A 19,616-nucleotide genomic window follows, 5' to 3' on the forward strand; every position below is an offset into this window, starting at 1 on the left:
ACGACGATGAGCGATCGCGGCGAGTTCGCGATTGGGCCGGGCGCGGCGAAGAGGATGAGGGCTTGCGCCTGGCCGAGCATCAGGCCACCGACGGCCAACCTGACCGCGATGGGCGAAGGAGCGTGGGAGAGGAGGCCGTTCATCGTGTCCGCCGATGACCGCGCCACCGGAGCATCAGACCGCTCGTCACGGACGAGAGCCAGATCAGGACCAGCCCGCTTGCGAAGCAAGCGATTCCGACCGTCACCGACGCCTGCGTAAACAGCGACGTCGGCTGGTCAACCAGCAGTCCGGCGATGAGAACGAGGCCAGCCATCATGACGGATTCGATCATGACGAGCCGGAACCGCCAACCCAGTGCCTGCCGCTCGGCCACTGCCGCAACGGCCGCGTCGAACAGCGCCCGATCGGCGGGCAACATGGCGTCGAGCTGCATCGCTAGCTCGTCGGGATGGAGCGAAGGCCGCTTCATGCCGCTGGCTCCGATGCTCGCGGCAAGTCGCGGCTATCGCCCAATATCTCGCGGGGATCGACGTCGGCGAGCTCGCACACAGCCTCGAGCGGCGATCGCCCGGCCCGGATCAGTGCTTCGAACGCCGCGACTTCGCCGGGCGCGCTGGTGTTGATCCAGTAGCTGAAGGGATCGACGACAAGCCGCGCGACCCCGAGCCCGAGCGGAGAGTCGATGAAGACCTCGCTATAGTTCGGCTTGTTGTTGCGGACCGATTTCAGGAGGTCGAGGACGAACCCGGAATAGTCAAGAATTTTGCTCTCGACAGCACGATCATAGGTGGAGCCTTGCAGGAGGAACCGCGTCGCCGCATTCTCGAGGATGACTTGGCCTGTGCCGCCGAACAGCGTGAGGTCGTTCATAGACTGGAGGACGATGCCGAAGCTGCCCTGATATTTGCGGGCACGGCGGTAGCCTTGTGCGAAGGCTTCAGCCAGCCGCGACAGATCCTGACCATCGCTTTTCGTCATGAACTGCGCTGCTTCGTCACAAAGCACGAAGCGGGGCCGGTCGCGCGCCGAGAGGTAGAGCTCCTGCGTCACCGCATTTACCACCACCATGACGATGACGTTGAACAGGTCAGGCATGGCTTTCAGCCGCTCGAGCTCGAGGACGACGAACTCGTCGGCGGAGATGTCGAAGGTCGACGGCCCGTTGAAGAAGTGCCCGTAAGCGCCATCCGAGCCGAAATCCCTGAGATTGAACGCGAGCTCGCGCGCGACCGGCTTCAGATGCTCGACACGGTCGAGATCGGCTGCGGCAAATTGCGGATAGGCACCGAGCCAGGCGCGGACCGAGTCGATGCCTTCATCGGCATAGCCCCCATCGATCGTCCACTGGACGGCCGACTTGATGAGATTCCATTCTGAGGTCGAAACGCCTTTGCGCGTCGCCGCGTTCCCCATCTCGGCAACGATCGCGACCGCCATCGCGATCGCCGAATGCTTGTCCTCGCCGTCTAGCGCGAGCCCGAGGTCGAACGGGTTCAGAACCAGCCGTTCCTCGCCGACGTCGATATAACGACCCGAGCAGAGGGTGCAGAGCTTGCGGTAGGATCCGCCAATGTCGATGATGCGGATGAGGGCGTTCTGGGCATAATATTGCCGGCAGAGATCGTTGAGGAGGAAACTCTTGCCCGCGCCGCTTTCGGCCGCGACCACAAAATTATAATTGTTGATGCGCGGATCGAAGAGGTCGAGTGTGACGAGCTGACCCTTGCGGCCCACATAGAGCAGGGCAGGGCGGCCGCCTCCGCGAAAGTCGGTCTGGATCGGCGCCATCAGCGCTGCCGCCTTCACCGGCATCCGGAAATCGCGCTCGAGCATCTTGATCGTTCGGCGCTCGGGATAAAGGCCGAACGGCAGGCTCGCGGTCAGCAAGATCGGATTGAGGTAGGATTCTTCCTGCACCATCCAGGGCAGCGGTTCACTTTCCCAGAGGCGCTTGGCGCGCGCGGCCATCTCGCGGGCGTGATGGGAATCGCGGCCGAACACCCAGACGGTCGGCATGACCGAGACGAAACGGCTGTTGCCGGCCTCGTCGAGCACCCAGCCGATTTCCTCGATCTGTTTGCCGACCTCGACCGCAAAGCTGCCCGCCGCTTTCTGCGCCGACAATATCTGGGCGCGCTTGTGAATTTCGAACTGCGAATGGTCGAAGAGGATGTTGAGGCAATAGAGGAAGGGGCCGCCAATCTGGTCGCTGTCCTCGGCGCTCCCGCGCATCCCGCCCATCAGCCGGTTCATGTGTTCCGCGGTAACCCGCCTCGCCGGCGCTTTCGGCGTCAGGCAGCGTGCGACCTGGCCCCCGAGGAACACTTCGGGTCCGTCGAAAGCGAGATCGGGGCCGGCATCGACGATCTGCTTGCGGATCGGCGGGGCGGGGTGCCCGGCTGCACCGCTGGCGAATACGCCAGGAGCGTCCTCGAAGACGCCGTTGAAGATACGGCGATAGAAGGAGATCATTTCGTGCGGCTCGACGCGGCGAATGCCGAGCTTGGCAAGCTGCTCTTCGATCTGGCGGCGCAGGTCGCTGTGCATGGGGGCGCGCGTTTTGACAGCGAGGAAGGTCCGGAAATCACGCACCGGAATGCCGTGGAGCGCGCCAAGCCCGTTCCGGCCTTCGTTTAGATAAGCGTGCGTCCGGCGCGCCGATGCCTGGATCAGCGGATCTGGCCGGGTCTTGAGGTCGAGATAGGCGTCGAGCGCTGGCGCAATCAGCGGGTCGGCGAAGCTGATAAGCTGGACGACGCTGTTCTCGGGAAACTGGACGTTGAACAGGCCGAGCAGCGCCTGGTGAACATGCGCGAACATATAGGCGGTAGGGGTCAACTCCCAAGCATAGCCCCAGCCATCATCGATGCAGAGAAAGGCTTCCTCTTCCTCGACCCAGGCGACGAGCGGGAGGAAATCCGAATAGCGGTCGCGCGCAACGGCGCGGTGCAGGTCGGAGAAGGTAAGACCACCGCCGGTTCCGGGCGCCTTCATGGCCGCGGCTCCGCGCGCGCGGGCACAACCGGCGGCGTCAGTTCGCTTCCGGGCACCTCGCGGATCTGCTCGAGCACCGGCACGCGCGCCGCGGCTGAGACCGGCGGCACGAGATAGCCGCCGACGACCCAGGAGGGGGGCTCAAGCACCGAATAGACGAAACGCGGCATATAGAGCCGGTCGGGCCGGTTCCGATCGGCATAGGGCAGGATCAGTGTTCGCACCGCCTGCGCCGGCCGCAGCATCGGCGCCTCGGGCGCCTCGATCAGCCCCTGAAGCTTCCGGTAGACGCTGTCGCGGTAATCACCATAGGCATCAGCATCGCTGCGTCCTCGGCGCGCGGTGCCGCGCTGGTTCGCCTTGAGCAATATCTTGTCGCGTGTCACCGCCGGGTCCGAACGCGAAGCCCGGCCCTCCGCCGCATCCTCATAGGCTTTCTCGGGATGGATGCACTGGCCGTGATCGTCGTTCTTGCAGCTGAACTTTTCGCTGTACGGCGACATCGCTGAGCCGAGCGTTGCGCACCCTGAGAGTGGCAAGACGCCGGCAAGCAAGAGTGCGGCTGAGCAGAGGCGCGCGCGGCGCCGGTTTGACATATCGGTCATCGATATTCCTCCGAGGATGGGCGGGGGCATCAGAACTTGCTCCCGGCGGTCGGCTTGATCTCGAGCGTGACGCCTTCCTGGATGACGACGACGACGTCCTTGGCGGCGCCCACTTCGACGATAGGTCCCGCCTGCCGCGCGAGATCGAGATAGAAGTCGGTGAGCTTGTCGGACGACTTCGAGAGGCCGCCTGCGATCCCCACCTTGGCGGCGTCGCCGACATCGAGCGTCCGCACCGAACCCAAGGCCGATGTCGACACGTCACCGACCGTGTTCTCGACCGTCTGGCTGATCCCGCTGATCGTGCCGGCGATGAAGGCGCGCGCGAGACTCGCGCCGGCGCGCGTTACCACCTTGCCCGACAGCCCCTTCTTGCCGTCGGTGTCGACGAAGAAACCCTTGATCGGCTGGTCGACCACCGAGCGTTCGTCGAAATCGACGCAGGACAGCGATACGAGCTGGACCTCGACCCGCTCCTTGGCGAGGCTGCCCGTCGCGTTGCCGATGACGAAGCAGCCCGAGAGATTGGCCTTGACGTCATTCGGCAGCACGGCGGGCGCCTGGACGCGCGCAATCAGCGGCTCGGGGTTCGAGGTAGCATCGCGGCTCGCGAGCGCGTCGATCCCGGTCAGCAGCCGCGCCTTCATGAAACCAGGTGGCAAATAGATCGTCCGGGTCTTTTTTTTAGCGCCAGACGGCGCGCCCTTGCCATCGGCCGCGGCAATCGTGCCGGGGGCGGTCACCGCGGCGCCGATCGCGCCGACGGCCTTTTCAACCGGGGGCGCAGGAGGAGCAGGGGGCGCCGCGGGTGGTGAAGGAGGTGGCGGGATCTCGCCCGTCGCGATTTCGGCATCGCCGGGCGCGGGTGGATAATCCGGTATCGCGCCCGGCAGAGCCGGGGGAAGCCCGGGGTCGCCGTCGGGAGGTGCGCCTGGCTTGCTGCCGGGCACGACCTTGCCCTCCTCGATCGCGGTGACGCGGTCGCCGAGCAAGGTCTGGCCATCGAGAATCTTCTGGAGGTCGCCCCGCAGCTTGGTCTCGAGGCTGTCGCCGCGCAGGCCGGCGCCCATGTCGAGCTTGGTCACCGCTGGCGCCTCGGGCGCCTTCTCATCTCCGCCTGTACTCGCCGCGTAGAGACCGGTACCGAGCATCGCGACGACGCCCGCGACACTCAACTGCTTGGCGCGCAGCTTCTGTTTCGAGCCCAGCGTCGCCCAGCGCTCCTTGAATGCGAGAAGAGCGGGGCCGCGAGTGGCCTCGGGCGGAAGCGGTTTGCCGACCTCGCCGAGATCGAGCGGCTCTTGTTCGGGCGTGTCGTTCATTCGCCGTCTCCCCGGCGGATAACGATCAGCCGCGCGCTTTCGCCCGCCTTGAGGCTCAGTCGGTCGAGCGTGACTGCGAAGATGTCGATGCCAAGCGCGCGGTCGAGGAACTGCTGTTCCTCGAGCACGACATCGCTGTCGCTACCGAGGCGATACTCGGAGACGGAAAGGCCGGAGCCTTCGATCGCGAGACGCCGGCGCTCGACGAGCTGCGCCGAGGGGAGGCCGGCAATCGTGATCGTTCCCGACCGCGGCGCGACCTCGGTGAAGCTTGCCGGCACGCGGTCCTGAAGCATCGCGAGCGTGATCGACACTGCCCTCTCTTCCTCGACTAGCGGCCCGAGCAGCTCCTCATTGGCCCGTGCGCGCTGCGGCCGTCCGGGAGCAAGCGTGACCGTTTGCGCGGGAATTTCCGTAGGCTCGGCATAGAGCGGATAGATGGCCCCGTTGCAGCTGATGAAGAACTCAGAGGGTGTCGTCACATAGCTGCGCGTCACCATACCCATATCGTCGACTTCCTTGACGAGAAACTTGATCCAGGCGTCGGAGCCCGCGCGCTCGACCGCGATCGCCTTCTCGGCCGAGAATTTTACATCCTCGATCTCGCCGCCGACGCAGACGATATGATTGACGTCGCGGTTTGAGAGGCGGATCGTGCTCATCTGGTCGGGAAGGACGGTGATGGCTTGCGCTGATGCGGGCGCGGGCAACAGCAGCGCGGCAACGGGCAGCGCCGCCGCGAGCCTAGCGAGGCTGGACATCGAATTTCTCCTCGGTGAGCGAAATGACCCAGAAGCGTCCGTTCTCGACGGCGTAGCGGACGCGAAGTTCGCCGCGGAACTTGCGGATGACACCGCCGATCACGCGGACCTTCTCGATCGGGACCAGGATGTCACGCTCGGTCCACTGGACCGGCTGATCGGGGCGGATGTAGGTCGCGATCGACAGCGTCGGATTGCCCGCGAGCTCGTCCAATATGCCGTTCAGGCTGTCGCGCATGCTGTCGTACGCCGATGGATGGACGATCGAGAGCAGTTCCTGGAACTGCCGGTCGGCCGAGTAGGCCGAATAGGTCCCGGCGAGCGCGACGATATTGCGCGTCATCGTGCGGATATAGGCGGCCGATGGCTTCGAGCCGGTCACATAGAGATCGCCGCCCGAACCGAACGGCACGACCACCGTGCGCTCTTTCTGGTCCGAGCTGTAAATGACCGTGCCAAGCACCGCGGTAATGCCGAACAGCCCGACGATCGCGAACTTGAGCAGCCGGTTCTCTTCGAAGAGGTTCGATGAGCCCTGAATGTACCGATGGATCCCGAAGCTGGCGGGTTTACCGAGCAGCGGGTCGACCGGCGCGCTTCGGGGTTTGCGATGACGCGAGAACATCTGCGGCCTCACTCGTAAAATCGGGTTTGGGTCGGACCCGGATAATGGCGAAAGCGAAGCATCCCCCAGCGCCATGCGAGATGGGCGAGGAAACCGCGCGGCTGCGCGCGCTTCCATGGCAGGAAAAGGAGAAGGGCCGCGATGAACGCCCAACCGACCAGTCCGCCGACGATGACGGCGACGAAGATGGTGGTGACCACCAACACGAACTCGTCCGATCCGAACCACAGGATCTGAACCGGCTTGTGCAGATATTGGGGCAAGCGTTCGTCCATCGACCCTTCTCCTCCTGCTACGGTCCTCACCAGCGAAGCAAATCGAAAGCGAAGACGAGGGTCCGGGAGCACTTCCTCCCGGTGACCGGAACGTGGGCGAGCGTGGAACCCGAATGCTTGCCCACGTTCCGATGCCGTCAGATCACCATGCCGAAGGTTTGAAGGATGCTGTCCGCCTTAATGAGGCAGACGGCAGCGACGATCGTCGGGATGCCGATCATGATATTGCTGAACAGTCGCGACACGCCGAACAGGAAGGCGGCGACGCCCCCGACGAAGCCGAGCGGGCCTTTGACACCCTGGTTCACGACAATGTCGTAGATGTCGTAGCCGAGATCCCCCGCCACGGGCGCGGTAAAGGCGTGGGCGCTTGCCGCGAGGAGCGACAGAAGCAGGACCGGTACGCCGACATCGGCGGCCGAAAGTACGGTTCTGGTAAGTTTTTTGACCATGAATGATTGCTTTCTTGGGCATTGGGCCGCCCTGAACTCTGCCTGCCGGCATCGATGGTGATCGTTGTCGGCCGACGGCGGTGCTGGACGGCCCGAAGGGGCGTCGCCGCCGGCATTCCGGTGCGTTGGGACCGAGAGCGATGATGCTCTCTGCGTCCGAGCAGCCGCCATGAAGAGATGGAATTCAGCGAGAGACACGGTTGGTCTTCGCCGAGGATAGAAAGGCCTCGATCTCGGCCTGCTGAAATCCGGAGATGAGCTTGCCGCCCGCGATCAAGGTCGGCGTCCCGCTGACACCAGCGGCGCTGACCACTTTGGCGTGAGCTTCGACCTTTCCGCGGCCTTCAGCGCAGGTTCGCAGCGCTGTCGGCGCGGCACCCGAATAGATGGCTTTAAAGGCTACCGCCTTATCGACTGAGCACAGGATGTGCTCGGACTTTGCCGCGGCTTCCGGATGAATGCCGCTCACGAAGAATATGAGACGCCGGACCGGTTTTCCCTCGGCGGCCTTCGCTGCCCAATATCGATTAAGCGCGCGACAATAGGGGCAGTCGGGATCGGTAAATTCGATCACCGTCGGCGCATCCTTGGGGCCGATTTCAAGCGCCTGTGAGGAGTCTATCGATTTCAGACGGTTGGAGATGCCGGCTTCCTGCGCGAGGGCTGTCAGATTGACGCCGTTCTTGTCGAAGATCGACGCGAACAAGAGATGCTCGCTCTCGGGCGCATAATAGACGATCCGGCCGCCAGCACTCGCTTGATAGATCGCGCCTTTCACCGGCGCCGGTTCGAAATCATCGAACTGGAGATTTGTGAAGGTTTGCTTGAGTTGCTGCTCCGCCTCCGCTGCGGCTTTTGCCAGCAACACCTTCTCCGTCTTCTCTTGTGCACAAACGACCGGCGAGGCGAGAAGTGCGGCCGCCGCCAGTAAGACGGCAGGTTTCTTGAAGGGGCCGTTCGCCGATAATGACGATAACCGGAATCGAGGCGCAGCACGATCGTTCGCGGAATCGCATGACATGAGTCCTCCCTGGCGCGACGGCGCCCGTTCGATGTGGGTTGCGTGAACGTCCGATGAGGCAGCCAGTGATAAGTCAGCCGGTCGGAACGGAGGGATAGATGGACGCGCTGTGAGCCAGCGGCAATCGTGAGGGCAGGCGCGTTCCCCAAGGCGGCACGATTGTGCCGCAGCCGAGCATCGTGATTCCAACTTTCATATTGGAATCAATGAATTGAAGGGAATTGCGTCAGGCGCGACACAGACTGAAATCCTTGAAGATGAACGAAGCTAATAGACTGAAAGCATCTCTACTTGCTGTGTCGCTCAGCGATAGCCAGCCTCGCATGGAGCGCTAGCGCACCACATACTATTCGGACGGAAGCTCATGTCGGACACCAGGACATGCGAGAAGGGCGGCGTCGCTTCGCTGGATCAGCTCAAGGAGTTCTCTGGGCGGCGCATCGAAAGCGAGCGTCTTCGCCGTCGCTTGAGTCAGGAGCATCTTGCCCGCAGAGTTGGATTGAGCGTTCGTTGGCTACGAGAGATCGAGAGCGGTAACCCGGCCGTGGCGCTCGATGACCATTTACGTTGCGCAGCGGCGCTCCGTCTCGCGCCCGCGTTCGTCCTTCTTCCCTTGTTGGACCCTGACTACAGCCAAGCTTCGTCGATCGATCCAGCGCCATTCGAATGGGCCGACATCGAATATCTGATCTGGACTCATATCGGCAGACGAGCAGGATGGGCTGCACACCGCGGCGAATTTGAACGCGCCCAGGAACCTCTGCGCGCCGAGGTTCGAGTCCCTGCTGAAAATCAGTCAAGAACAGCACAATCTTTACCTGCTACTCAGGATAGGAGCTAAAATTGCTACTTCTGAAAATTTGTCAAGTGAACCAGGGACAAGGATTTGCGTACCCGAGTTGCATTGCGATCAGAACGACGAAGTTCGGGGCAAACCGACATCCCAGGATCGTCCAGAACTTGCCAAGATACTCGATGGCTTCTGAGCTGCTACCCGTTTCTGGACCGCCCTGCTGGCAGCCTTCCAGCGTGCTGACATCAGGGCGGGCCATGTGCCGCTGATGCCAACATGAGCGATATCGGTGATTTGTTCTCGATCGCGCTGTGCGGTCGTACCTCGTTGTAGTCCCTACGCCAAGCCTCGCATTTTCGCACCGCGTCATCCAGGCTCATGAACCAGTGGGCGTTAAGGCATTCCTTGCCGTTGAAGCTCTCGATGAACGCGTTGTCGGTGGGCTTGCCAGGCCGCGAGAAGTCGAGCGTCACGCCCTTCATGTAGGCCCACAGATCGAGCTCGCGGGAGATAAAATTCGCTGCCATTGTCAGCCCTGATCGAGGCGGGATAACCCACTTGCGCGCAGCCCCGTTCCAGCACCTCGAACACATCCGGTGTCCGGTGCAGGCGCGATTGCCGCTCGACGACGTGTTCATCGCGCTGAAGGACGTGATCCCACACCTGACACGCTCGTCGCTGCACCGTTGCCTGCAACGCCACGGGATCAGTCGGTTGCCCAAAGCCGATCGGGAGAAGCCGAAGAAGTTCAAGAAATATGAGATTGGCTACTTCCACGTCGATATCGCGGAACTGCGCTATGAAGGCGGAAGAGGCTTCCTCTATGTCGAAGTGGACCGCACCTCGAAGCTGGTGTTCGCCCGCATCTATCGCCGGGCGACCAAGCTTGCCGCGGCAGCCTTCCTGCGCGTGCTTATCAAGACGGTGCCATACAGGATCCGTGGCCTGCTGCCGGTTTGGTGGACACCGAGATAGGGTGTTTCCACCTATCGGAGGTCCACAATGCAAAGAAGGAAGTTCAGCCGCGAGTTCAAGCTTGAGGCGGTGAGGATGGTCCGCGAACGCGGGGTGACGATCGCGCAGGCGTCGCGCGATCTGGATGTGCATGCGAACGTGCTGCGTAAATGGGTCCGGGAGCTTGCCGCCGATCCGGGTCATGCCTTTCCCGGTCACGGTCAGATGAAGCCGGAGCAGATGGAGATCGATCGCCTGCGGCGCGAGCTGGCCAAGTTGAAGGCGGAGCGCGACATCCTAAAAAAAGCCGCCGCCTACTTCGCGAGGGACTCGATATGAAGTTCCAGTTCATCGCGAAGCACCGAGGGATCTGGCCGGTGGCATGGATGTGCGGGGCGCTCGGTGTCTCGCGAAGCGGCTTCCATGCCTGGCTGATCCGCCCGCCGTCGCAGCGTGCCCGCGACGACGAGGTGATCGGTGCGAAGGTCCGTGCCAGCCATGTAGGAAGTTATCGCACTTATGGCGCGCGCCGTGTCTGGCACGACCTGCTGGCCGATGGGGTGTCCTGCGGCCTGCACCGGATCGAACGGCTCATGCGGGCGCAGGGTCTGCGAGCGAGGCCGCGGCGACGCGGGCTTCCCAAGGATCACGGCGATCGTTCGGTCATCGCCGGCAACGTGCTCGATCGCCAGTTCACGGCAGACAGGCCGAACCAGAAGTGGGTGGCCGACTTCACCTATATCTGGACGGCCGAGGGATGGCTCTATGTTGCTGCGGTGATCGACCTGTTCTCGCGCCGGGTGGTCGGATGGTCGATGACTCCCAACATGACAGCCCAGCTCGTCACCGATGCGCTGATCATGGCGATCTGGCGGCGCGGCAAGCCCGATGCTCTCCTGCATCACTCGGATCAGGGCAGCCAGTATACCAGCGAGCAGTTCCAGCGGCTCATGGCCGACAATGGGGTCACCTGCTCAATGAGCCGGTCCGGCAATGTATGGGATAATGCCGCCATGGAGAGCTTCTTCTCCTCGCTCAAGACCGAGCGGATCGGGAAGAAGATCTACCGCACGAGGGCGCAGGCGAAGGCCGACGTGTTCGATTATATCGAATGCTTCTACAACCCGACCCGGCGTCACTCGACCTTGGGTTACCTCAGTCCTATCGACTTCGAACGTGAAGCTGGGGTAGCCTGAATGAACTTATCTCGGTGTCCACCAAACCGGCAGCAGGCCACCGTAAGCGCTAATTTACCCCCACATTTTCGAATGTTCTGAGATCGTTATGTTGCGCGCCTTCTGTATCGGGAGCGTAACTAGCGATGGGCGATGTAACGACGTTCGAAAGTAGCTTCGAAAGCAACGGGAACGGTCGTGCTCGCCCGATGGAGGTGATCCCGGCGGGTCGCGAGCGTCGGCAGTGGACGCCGGAAGCGAAGGCCCGGATCATCGCCGAGAGTATGGCGCCGCGGGCGAACGTCGCGGATATCGCGCGCCGGAACGATATCCTGCCGCAGCAGCTCTACGCCTGGCGCCGGGAAGCGCGCGAACGGATGGAATCGGACGACGCGCCGGCCTTCGTTCCGGCAATGGTCGAGGAGCCGAAGGCGCAGGGCAGCGGCGCCGAGATCCGCATCAACATCAAGGGCATGACGATCCGCATTCCCGACGGCGTGACTACCGACCATATCGAGCGGGTGCTGCTCGCGGTGCAGGTGTCGACATGATCATCCCGCCGGGACCACTCAAAGTGCTGGTGGCGGTGAAGCCGGTCGACTTCCGCAAGGGAATGGTGGGCCTGGCGTCGCTCGTGCAGCACGAGCTGAACCGCGACCCCTTCTCCGGAATCATGTTCGTGTTCCGCCGCAAGCGCGCCGATCGGATCAAGCTGCTGCTATGGGACGGGACCGGCCTGGTGCTGGTGACGAAGCGGCTCGAGACGGGCACGTTCCGCTGGCCGCGCTTCGGCGACGGGGTGATGAGCCTTACCGCGGCGCAGGCTTCGGCGCTGATCGAAGGGCTCGACTGGGCGCGTGTTCATGCCCCGCGTGTGGCGCGTCCGGTGATGGCGTTATAGGCCGTGAAAATGACTCGTCTTGCCGCACAAAACGGGCAGAAAACCGCGAAATAATGTATCCATCCGCACCATGAGCGAGGGGGTGGAAGAGCTGCCCGACGACGTCGAGGCACTAAAGGCGATGATCATCGCCGAACGGCTCCGCTCCGCCCGGCTCCAGCACCTTCTTGATGTCCTCAATCGCATGCACTTCGGCAAGCGGTCGGAGAAGATCGACAGCGGCCAGCTCGCGCTGGCGCTCGAAGATCGCGACGTATCGATGGCCGAAGCCGAACTGCTGGTCGAACAGGGCGAGGAAGCCACCGGCATCGCGCCGCCGCGGCGCAAGCGTGCGGCGGACGAACCCGCGCCTCGCTGCCGGCGCATCTTCCGCGTCACGAGATCGAGATCGCGCCGGAGGCCGGCTGCTGCGCGGGCTGCGGCGGTGCGCTGCACCGGATCGGCGAGGATCGGTCCGAACGACTCGACATCATCCCCGCCCAATATCGCGTCATCGTGACGGTGCGGCCGAGGATGGTGTGCCGATCGTGCGGCGATAGCGTCGCGCAGGCGAAGGCTCCCGCGCATGTGGTGCCGGGCGGCCTGCCGAGGGAAGCGCTGCTCGCCGATATCCTCGTCAAGAAATACGCTGATCACCTTCCGCTCTACCGGCAGGCGCAGATGTTGGCGCGCCAGGGCGTGACGATCGATCGCGCGACGCTCGCGGGCTGGGTCGGCCGCGCGGCGGGCTATCTGAAGCCGATCGTCGACCGGCAGAAGGCGGAGCTTCTGAAGAGCGATCGCCTGTTCGTCGACGAGACCACCGCGATGGTGCTGGCGCCGAGCAGCGGCAAGACGAAGACGGGCTACCTGTGGGCGATGGTCCGCGACGACCGCCCGCATGGCGGGGTCGATCCACCCGCGATCGTTTACAGCTACATGCCGGGCCGGGGCGGCATGTGGGCGGCGAAGCTCCTCGGCGAGTATCACGGCATCCTGCAGGTCGATGGCTATGAAGCCTATGGCCAGTTCGGCAAGGCGGGACGTCCCGGCGGACCCTCGGTGCTGGCCTATTGCTGGGCGCATGTTCGCCGCGGCTTCTTCGACGCCGGCGGCAAGGGCGATGGCGCGCCGATCGCCACCGAAGCGCTGCACCGGATCGGGCTGCTCTACAACATCGAGCGCGAGATCCACGGTCGCACGCCCGAGGAGCGCCTTGCCGTCCGCTAGGCGCGGTCCAGCCCGATCGTCGACGAGCTGCATGACTGGCTCGACGCCAAGCGCCGGCGCATGTTCAGCGGCTCGCCGACCCTCAAGGCGATCAACTATGCACTGAGCCACTGGGCCGGGCTCGTCCGGTTCCTCGACGATGGCCGGATCGACATCGACAACAACCCGGTGGAGCGGTCGATGCGGCCGATCGCACTCCAACGGAAAAATGCGTTGTTCGCGGGCCACGAACTGGGCGCCGAGAACTGGGCGGCGATCGCGTCGCTGATCGAGACCTGCAAGCTGGGTGCGATCAACCCCGCCGCCTACCTGGCCGACGTCCTTGCCCGCATCGTCACCCGCGGCGACGGCGAGCCCATCGATGACCTGCTACCTGGGAACTGGGTCGATACAAAGGCCGCCGAAATGACGTTCGAAACGAGTGCCACCGCCAACGCCGCCTGAGCAAAGCACGATCGAAATTAGATACAACGAAATTAGGCGCCAGCTTCTAATCGAAGCCCGCGCCCGTCCGCCCCGCGTGGGGGAAAATTATCACTTACCAGGATCCACACCATCCTGACAGATAACGGCGTACAGTTCGTGCAGCGGGACCAAGGCGGCCCACTGGGATGGATCGGCCATATCTTCGGCCGTGTCTGCGAGCAGAACGGCATCGAGCATCGCCTCACCAAGCCCTATCACCCATGGACCAACGGCCAGGCCGAACGGATGGTGCGCACCATCAAGGAGGCCACCGTCAAATCCTTCCATTACACGTCGATCAATGAACTGCGCCGCCATGTCCGCGACTGGCTCGTCGCTTACAACTTCGCCAAGCAGTTGAAGGCTCTGCGCTTCAAGACAACCTACGAGGCCATCGAAGAGCTCCGGAAATCCAAGCCAGATATCTTCAATATGAAACCACTCCATCACATGCTGGGACTAAACACCTAACAGTCCACGCGGACCACTCGGTGGGGGCCGGTCAGATTCGAGGGGCAGGAGCCAATGTGCCTCCCATATCGCTCGCGCGAGACGCAAGTTTCCGCAGTGCGCACGCCGGACGTATCTCACACCCATTCCTCGCCCAAGACTGCAATTGGCGCATGAAATCGGCGTCGGAGGGCCTGCTACTGGCCCTCCGACGCCGCGATTTTCATGCGGTATAATTTTTCCCGATCGATTGGGACAGCTAAAGCATTAGAATTTTGCGCCGATCGCGACACCATAACGCCGCGGATCAAGCGTGTAGATATTTGTAAAATTACCGGAAGATGCATCGGTGACATAAAGTCCGGTAACTGAGTTGCTATCGAAGATATTCTGAACGAACCCCCGGACAAACCAGCGCTCGTCGGCACCATTCAACTGCAAAACTGCATTAGCCTGTACGAAAGGTTGGATGCGATTAATTCTGCCGTTGAAGATATTGCCATATTGCTTTCCGGTCATGGAAATGTCGACGCGGGGGACGAGTGTCATACCATTCCCGACCTCTGCCGTGTACTGCACGCCCATCGAGACCTTGACATTCGGCGCTTGCGGCAATGTGTTGCCCTTGATGTTAACCTCGACGCCAGGACTCAATACCTGGATCCCGCTGTTCGCAGGGATAGCGCTCGCGAGGACACCGCAAATGCCGAACGCGCCGCTGGAGGCGATATTGCCGTCCGAAGGAAATTCCTGCGGTGCGCGAAGGCCGAGAGCCGCATTTACGCCCGCAACGAACGCATCAGCAACGCCAGGCGCAGGTCCCGTGACAGCGCAGTGCGCACCATTGCTGATGTCCTTGATAATCACGGCATCAGGATCCCCGCCGCCCGGATCACGCGGATTGGAGAAGAATTGATCGCCGGCGACCTTGGCATTGAGATAGCTGAAGGACAGATTGATAAGCCAGTTCGGGTCCGGCCTGATGACAGACTCCAGTTCGACACCCCAGATATTGGCGTCAACCGTGTCATTCACGGACGTTCTTGCCACGATGCGGCTGAGCTGCAGTCCACTATATTTGTAGTAAAATGCGGTGGCATTGAGTTGTAACGCGCCGTTTGCGAAGACGTTCTTGGAGCCGATCTCGAAGGCATCGATCGTTTCAGAGCCGAAACTCTCGCTGACGGCGAAAATCGGAGAAAGCGGAGGATTGATCCCGCCGGATTTGTAACCCCTAGAATAAGATGCATAGAGTGAATTGTCCGGCGTAACCTCGAAGGCCAGAACTGCTCGTCCGGTAATTTCGTCGAAGCTTACTTCGCGAAACTGGGCGAGCTGTTGGCCCGGCGTCCCCGGGTCGGCATCGAAAAGCCCAGACGGCCCGGTGAGGGGCGTTATCGGGGTATCGAACGGATCTCCATCATTGGCATAAGGGTTCAGGAAACTGATCAGCGTCGTACGCGCCGTCACATCCTTCTTGTCATTATTGTAACGCAGCCCCCCGGTCAACGTCAGCCGGTCGCTTAGATCGAAATAGACCTCGCCGAAAATGCCATAGCTCTCTAGATTCGATTCCAGCGAGTTGTTCCGATACATCGACGTCGCGAAATAGGATGGCGGAAGGCCGCCCGACAAGGAGCCGAATGAACCCAATACGGCACTGGCGTAATCGAGCGCAAACGAGTTCACATAATAGCTATTGTCGGTGGTTTTCGATTTCGCGTAAATTCCGCCCAACAGGAAATTGAACGGCCCGTCGAAGTCACTCGTGAGGATGAGCTCTCCGCTCCACGATTCGCGTTGTTCCGAAGATCGATCGAAAGAAAGCGGCGTTTCGGAACACAGCGAGTTCCCTTCGAAAGCGCCTCTGCTTCCATCATCATTATCCGACGTGCACAGCACGCCCTGCGGACCGTCCGGGATTAGAGCGCCGGCAATCGGCGAAAAATAGGCCGAAGAGCCGGGAATGAAGGCTGGCGCCGGCGGAGCAAGACCTGTCGGTAATCCGTTAGCCGCAAAAAAGTCCAACGTATTGAGCGCCGGGGCGAAACCGGCACGGCTTTGAATTCCAAGAAAATAGTCCTGCCTGGAATCGACTTCAGTATCCTGATAAATGCCGGTGGCCGTCAGGGTCATCGCGCCGAATTTTTGCTCAAGGCGCGCCTGCACCTGTAGCTCTTCGGCAAAATAGAAAGGGGTATAGGCCGTGTTGACGACACGCACATCGCCAGGCTCCTGAAACCCGGAAAACCCATCAGGGCCATAAAGGCTGCCGAGGCCGAGCACGGCGGGAATGCCCTGAATGGCGAAGAACTCGGATGAACTGAGCGTCGCACCGACCGTTGAATTTGCGTTCGTGGTATCGAAATCACGTCGATTGTTCAGGCATCCGAGCACGCCCAATGGATCGCGTTGGCACGTTTGTTTCTGGTTTCTGAGGCGCGTGTCCTTTTCCCGGAAATAATAGCCCATGAGATCGATCGTCGTATCAGGACCGGGTTCGAAACGAAGGGAGCCTCGCAACGCATAGAGGTCCCGAGCGTCGATGTCCGATCCATCATAGAGATTCGTCGTATAACCGTCGCGGTTCACATATATGCCCGCCAGCCTCACGCCGATCATATCCCCGATCGGGACGTTGACCATGCCACGCGCTTCGATGCTGTTGAAATTGCCATACTCGAATTGCGCTTCAGCCTCGAAACGGGAGAGTTTGGGTTTCGCGGTCACAACATTCACGACCCCGGAGGTCGCATTCCGGCCGAACAGGGTGCCTTGAGGTCCGCGAAGGACTTCAATCCTTTCCAGATCGAAATATTCGGTCTCGAACAGGCGTGTTCCGAACAAGGGGGATCCATTGACATGGATTGCGGTCGCAGCATCGCAGGTGACGCCGACGCACAGGTCGCCAACGCCGCGAATAGTGAATGAAGCTGAGGTGAAATTGCCTTTCGAGAAAGATACATTGGGCAGCGTCAGCTGTAGATCCGAGGCATTTTCGATCTGCTGGCTTTCAAGCGCCTCAGCGCTGAATGCGCTGACAGCGATCGGTACGTCTTGCAAGCTTTGCGCCTGACGTTGCGCTGTCACGACGATGACATTGTCACCGCCATCTGGCTCTTCGGCTATGACTTCCTGAGCATTTGAGACCTGTGGCAACGCCATCACGACGGCGCTTGCCAACCAATAGGCTTTCTTATTCATCACCCTATCTCTCCCTGTCTCGATTTTTTCGTTTCTTGCGCGAACCCGTCCTTGTCCCCGATTGTCGATGTTCAAAAATGGGGCAGCTCGCCGAGCTGCCCCGAGTTTGAGGAGTGGCCAGAAGGAGATTTCCGGAGAGGAAAAGATTCTCGCCGCTCGGCTGGAAGATGAGCAGTTTTTCGGCATTTGGTAAAGAACTTTATTATGGCACTTTATTATTTTGCTCGGGGCGGTGGGAGGTGTGCCATCTCAGATCCGAAGATATCAGTTTATACATCCGATGCTTGCTGTCAGCGCTTCAGCCTTGGCGCGGTCGAGCGCGCGCCGACGACTTTTGGATGCGGCTGCGGTACGGCATGCCCGATCCGGAGCGCATGACCCGCGTGGTCGAAAGTTGGATAGCAGTGCAAAAGGCCGGGCTCTGATCCCGGCTGGTGGAAACCAGGGGGTCAGGTCAGTTCACCTATTCCTTCCCGTTCATTTTAGAGTCATCAAGATCGTATTAACCACGTCACGGTCCCTGCCGGGCAGGGCTTTCACGTGGGGGCATCCATGACCAGAACCAAACCATCCCTTAAGTCAGCTATCCTGTTGGCCAAATAGGATCAAGGCGACCGGCGCACCAATTTACCTCGTGACTGAGCCATGTGCGCGCGAAAACCGTCACCACTTCGATGGGGATTCGACATGACATTGCCATTTCACATGCCGTCCACAATCCGCCTTTCGGGTGTAGGTCTTGCCGCTTGTGCGATTGCCACGATTGCTGCCGCAAGTGCGCAGGCGCTACCACTATCCAGCTTCAAGGATCAGGGCGTCGACCATATCTTTGGCAGCTACGCCCCGCGCGGCGACTGCTCAAAGGAACCGCGCGTAACCATCGATGAAAAGGGCATGACGTTCCGCGCCAATGGTCGGGAAATAAAGCCCCCTCGGGTGGAATATGCTCTCACCTTCATGGGCCAGAGCTATGACGGCATCATGGCAGTATTTTTTCCCTTTCCAGTTAGCAGCAATGATTTTGGTCGGGTTCTCATGTATGTGAACGACGACGAGAAGCGCGGTGTCATCCGCTTTGAATCCGATCTGCCGCGCGGCCAACGCCCGGCTTCTTTCCATGCGGCCTTCACGGGTGGCGGCCCGTTCACGCTCTGCCAGGGCAGCGCTCTTGCTGGCACGCCACTGCCGCCACGGCCTGAGCCGGCGGTGGCCGTGCAAGGCATTCCAGCGGAATGGACCAATCTCGCCAGCCTCGTCGGCAAATATCCGGGAAGCTACGCCAAGGACAATATCGACCTGTTCGATAAGGGTACCTTGGCTGCGGCATTGAAGGCCCGGATGGGGCCGAAGATGGCTGCGCTGCGGACCAATCTCTCAGCCGTCTCGCCATTGCAGCGGGCTGGGAACTATTACTATCTTTCCGGCAATGCGCAGCATCAGGGCGGTGTGGAGCAGGCCTATATAATAATAGACCCGGCGCGCCGTGCGGTGCAGGTGGGCCTTTGGGAGCGCGGCAAGCTAACAGTTTATCCGTCTGCTTCGGGCGTTAGGCTGCCGATTGCGCCGGAAATCAAGACGCTGTTGGACAAAAGCCCGCCCGAAACGGCAGTGCCGCTTCCCGGTACACCCTGGGAAGTTGTACCGGTGCAAGGTCGCGCGCCCATGGCTTATGTGAGCGCCGCGGCATCGCCCAACATCGAAGCCCTCAGTCTCTATTGTGAAGGCGGAAAGCCCTACATGGCGATGCTGCTCAACAAGCCCTCCGCCGACAATGCGATGACGATGACGTGGAACTTCTCCGGTCGGCTCGTTAGCATATCCGTTCAGCGCGCCAATGCGAACGGCACTCAATGGATCGGCGGCGTGACGGGTACGCAACTTGTTCCCCTGCTCATGCAGCAAAGCGGGACGGTGATGCTACGTATCAACGGGCGGCTGGAAGGCGAAGCCTCGCTCAGCAATTCAATTGCAGTGCTGCGCGATACCCTGCGGGGATGCGTGCGGCTCTGACCTGTAAGAACGGCGCCGCCTCCATTTCAGGTGCTCTGCCACCTGAATTCTGGACCAGTTGCGGTTAGAGTTTTCCGCCGTAGATATCATTGGCTGGGCGAGGAGTTAGAGCGGGATGACATTTGGCTGATTCAAAGGGGATTCTTTTTTGGGCGGTTTTCTGATTCATATGTGGACGCCCCCTATGGCAAGGGCTTTGTGGTCGCGATGGCTTTGATCGGTTGCTTTCATATGTCCGGCCTGTTTGTGCGGCGTTTTGAGTGCCGCTGGCCTTGATGGAAATCCGCCGGTGAGGTCCCTAGGCCGCGTTGACAAAAGACTTCAGCCATAGCCGCGTGGCGGCGAGGTTTAGGAAGCTCTCGAACGAGAGAAGGGTTTTGTCATATCGAGTGGCGAT

The 19,616-nt window shown here is 61.3% G+C and carries 15 protein-coding genes and 4 pseudogenes; 8 read left to right on the forward strand and 11 right to left on the reverse strand.

Going from position 1 to position 19,616, the window contains the following annotated elements; translation table 11 throughout:
• Positions 1-139: 139 nt before the first annotated feature.
• From ATE71_RS15530 to ATE71_RS15570, 9 genes are all read right to left on the reverse strand, one after another.
• Positions 140-472 carry a hypothetical protein gene (locus ATE71_RS15530; protein WP_054588712.1) on the reverse strand — a complete coding sequence of 111 codons (333 nt, stop codon included), beginning with the start codon at positions 470-472 and terminating at the stop codon, positions 140-142.
• Complete coding sequence (locus ATE71_RS15535; protein ID WP_054588711.1) at positions 469-2,997, reverse strand: TraC family protein; 2,529 nt, start codon at positions 2,995-2,997, stop codon at positions 469-471. Before ATE71_RS15535 ends, ATE71_RS15530 begins: the two co-directional genes overlap by 4 nt.
• Positions 2,994-3,602: a TraV family lipoprotein gene (locus ATE71_RS15540; RefSeq protein ID WP_058804245.1), complete on the reverse strand. Its 609-nt coding sequence runs from the start codon at positions 3,600-3,602 to the stop codon at positions 2,994-2,996. Before ATE71_RS15540 ends, ATE71_RS15535 begins: the two co-directional genes overlap by 4 nt.
• A 29-nt stretch (positions 3,603-3,631) precedes the next feature.
• The gene (locus ATE71_RS15545; protein WP_054588709.1) at positions 3,632-4,924 is read right to left on the reverse strand and encodes a TraB/VirB10 family protein; all 1,293 of its coding nucleotides are present in this window, start codon (positions 4,922-4,924) and stop codon (positions 3,632-3,634) included.
• Positions 4,921-5,685, reverse strand: coding sequence for a type-F conjugative transfer system secretin TraK (locus tag ATE71_RS15550; RefSeq protein ID WP_054588708.1), 765 nt, complete (start codon positions 5,683-5,685; stop codon positions 4,921-4,923). The genes ATE71_RS15545 and ATE71_RS15550 overlap by 4 nt, the downstream gene beginning before the upstream one ends.
• Positions 5,669-6,310, reverse strand: a complete 642-nt coding sequence (locus ATE71_RS15555) for a TraE/TraK family type IV conjugative transfer system protein (protein WP_054588707.1) — start codon at positions 6,308-6,310, stop codon at positions 5,669-5,671. The genes ATE71_RS15550 and ATE71_RS15555 overlap by 17 nt, the downstream gene beginning before the upstream one ends.
• Before the next feature lie 8 nt (positions 6,311-6,318).
• Positions 6,319-6,585, reverse strand: a complete 267-nt coding sequence (locus tag ATE71_RS15560; protein ID WP_054588706.1) for a type IV conjugative transfer system protein TraL — start codon at positions 6,583-6,585, stop codon at positions 6,319-6,321.
• Between the two features lie 137 nt (positions 6,586-6,722).
• Positions 6,723-7,037 carry a hypothetical protein gene (locus ATE71_RS15565; protein WP_054588705.1) on the reverse strand — a complete coding sequence of 105 codons (315 nt, stop codon included), beginning with the start codon at positions 7,035-7,037 and terminating at the stop codon, positions 6,723-6,725.
• A 184-nt stretch (positions 7,038-7,221) separates the two neighbouring features.
• On the reverse strand, positions 7,222-8,058 hold the full coding sequence (locus tag ATE71_RS15570; protein ID WP_082665251.1) for a DsbC family protein: 837 nt from the start codon (positions 8,056-8,058) through the stop codon (positions 7,222-7,224).
• A 364-nt stretch (positions 8,059-8,422) separates the two neighbouring features.
• Between ATE71_RS15570 and ATE71_RS21840 the strand changes: the two genes are divergently transcribed.
• Positions 8,423-8,899: a helix-turn-helix domain-containing protein gene (locus tag ATE71_RS21840; RefSeq protein WP_081997358.1), complete on the forward strand. Its 477-nt coding sequence runs from the start codon at positions 8,423-8,425 to the stop codon at positions 8,897-8,899.
• Positions 8,900-9,096: 197 nt separating this feature from the next.
• Here ATE71_RS21840 and ATE71_RS15575 read toward each other — a convergent pair.
• Positions 9,097-9,445 (reverse strand): annotated as a pseudogene (locus tag ATE71_RS15575) (integrase core domain-containing protein); the annotation flags it as partial.
• Positions 9,446-9,451: 6 nt separating this feature from the next.
• Between ATE71_RS15575 and ATE71_RS15580 the strand changes: the two are divergent.
• The 6 genes and pseudogenes from ATE71_RS15580 to ATE71_RS15610 form a co-directional block, all read left to right on the forward strand.
• Positions 9,452-9,802, forward strand: a pseudogene (locus ATE71_RS15580) (IS481 family transposase); the annotation flags it as partial.
• A 51-nt stretch (positions 9,803-9,853) separates the two neighbouring features.
• Positions 9,854-11,001 (forward strand): IS3 family transposase gene (locus ATE71_RS15590; protein ID WP_095385752.1). Its coding sequence is split into 2 segments (ribosomal slippage): positions 9,854-10,112 and positions 10,112-11,001, totalling 1,149 coding nucleotides; the frame shifts between segments, so codons are not numbered across the junction.
• A 125-nt stretch (positions 11,002-11,126) separates the two neighbouring features.
• Complete coding sequence (gene tnpA / locus ATE71_RS15595; protein WP_082665252.1) at positions 11,127-11,531, forward strand: IS66-like element accessory protein TnpA; 405 nt, start codon at positions 11,127-11,129, stop codon at positions 11,529-11,531.
• Complete coding sequence (tnpB, locus tag ATE71_RS15600; RefSeq protein WP_054588704.1) at positions 11,528-11,881, forward strand: IS66 family insertion sequence element accessory protein TnpB; 354 nt, start codon at positions 11,528-11,530, stop codon at positions 11,879-11,881. The genes tnpA and tnpB overlap by 4 nt, the downstream gene beginning before the upstream one ends.
• A 70-nt stretch (positions 11,882-11,951) precedes the next feature.
• A pseudogene (gene tnpC / locus ATE71_RS15605) lies at positions 11,952-13,534 on the forward strand (IS66 family transposase).
• A gap of 99 nt (positions 13,535-13,633) precedes the next feature.
• Positions 13,634-14,026, forward strand: a pseudogene (locus ATE71_RS15610) (integrase core domain-containing protein); the annotation flags it as partial.
• 246 nt (positions 14,027-14,272) lie between these two features.
• On the opposite strand, the gene ATE71_RS15615 reads toward ATE71_RS15610, so the two are convergent.
• A complete protein-coding gene (locus ATE71_RS15615) occupies positions 14,273-17,209 on the reverse strand; it encodes a TonB-dependent receptor (RefSeq protein ID WP_054588702.1) in 2,937 nt (978 codons plus the stop codon).
• A 687-nt stretch (positions 17,210-17,896) separates the two neighbouring features.
• Here ATE71_RS15615 and ATE71_RS15620 point away from each other — a divergent pair.
• Positions 17,897-19,219 carry a hypothetical protein gene (locus ATE71_RS15620; RefSeq protein WP_039575466.1) on the forward strand — a complete coding sequence of 441 codons (1,323 nt, stop codon included), beginning with the start codon at positions 17,897-17,899 and terminating at the stop codon, positions 19,217-19,219.
• Positions 19,220-19,616: the final 397 nt, after the last annotated feature.

Origin of the sequence: Sphingopyxis sp. H115, from assembly GCF_001468465.1 — a bacterium.
Classification (GTDB): domain Bacteria; phylum Pseudomonadota; class Alphaproteobacteria; order Sphingomonadales; family Sphingomonadaceae; genus Sphingopyxis.

Coding starts and splice junctions, on each gene's coding strand:
- ATE71_RS15620 (WP_039575466.1), top strand. CDS start 17,897: ATGACATTGCCATTTCACATGCCGTCCACAATCCGCCTTTCGGGTGTA.
- ATE71_RS15560 (WP_054588706.1), bottom strand. CDS start 6,585: ATGGACGAACGCTTGCCCCAATATCTGCACAAGCCGGTTCAGATCCTG.
- ATE71_RS15545 (WP_054588709.1), bottom strand. CDS start 4,924: ATGAACGACACGCCCGAACAAGAGCCGCTCGATCTCGGCGAGGTCGGC.
- ATE71_RS21840 (WP_081997358.1), top strand. CDS start 8,423: ATGTCGGACACCAGGACATGCGAGAAGGGCGGCGTCGCTTCGCTGGAT.
- ATE71_RS15570 (WP_082665251.1), bottom strand. CDS start 8,058: ATGTCATGCGATTCCGCGAACGATCGTGCTGCGCCTCGATTCCGGTTA.
- ATE71_RS15535 (WP_054588711.1), bottom strand. CDS start 2,997: ATGAAGGCGCCCGGAACCGGCGGTGGTCTTACCTTCTCCGACCTGCAC.
- ATE71_RS15615 (WP_054588702.1), bottom strand. CDS start 17,209: ATGAATAAGAAAGCCTATTGGTTGGCAAGCGCCGTCGTGATGGCGTTG.
- tnpB (WP_054588704.1), top strand. CDS start 11,528: ATGATCATCCCGCCGGGACCACTCAAAGTGCTGGTGGCGGTGAAGCCG.
- ATE71_RS15555 (WP_054588707.1), bottom strand. CDS start 6,310: ATGTTCTCGCGTCATCGCAAACCCCGAAGCGCGCCGGTCGACCCGCTG.
- ATE71_RS15530 (WP_054588712.1), bottom strand. CDS start 472: ATGAAGCGGCCTTCGCTCCATCCCGACGAGCTAGCGATGCAGCTCGAC.
- ATE71_RS15550 (WP_054588708.1), bottom strand. CDS start 5,685: ATGTCCAGCCTCGCTAGGCTCGCGGCGGCGCTGCCCGTTGCCGCGCTG.
- ATE71_RS15565 (WP_054588705.1), bottom strand. CDS start 7,037: ATGGTCAAAAAACTTACCAGAACCGTACTTTCGGCCGCCGATGTCGGC.
- tnpA (WP_082665252.1), top strand. CDS start 11,127: ATGGGCGATGTAACGACGTTCGAAAGTAGCTTCGAAAGCAACGGGAAC.
- ATE71_RS15540 (WP_058804245.1), bottom strand. CDS start 3,602: ATGACCGATATGTCAAACCGGCGCCGCGCGCGCCTCTGCTCAGCCGCA.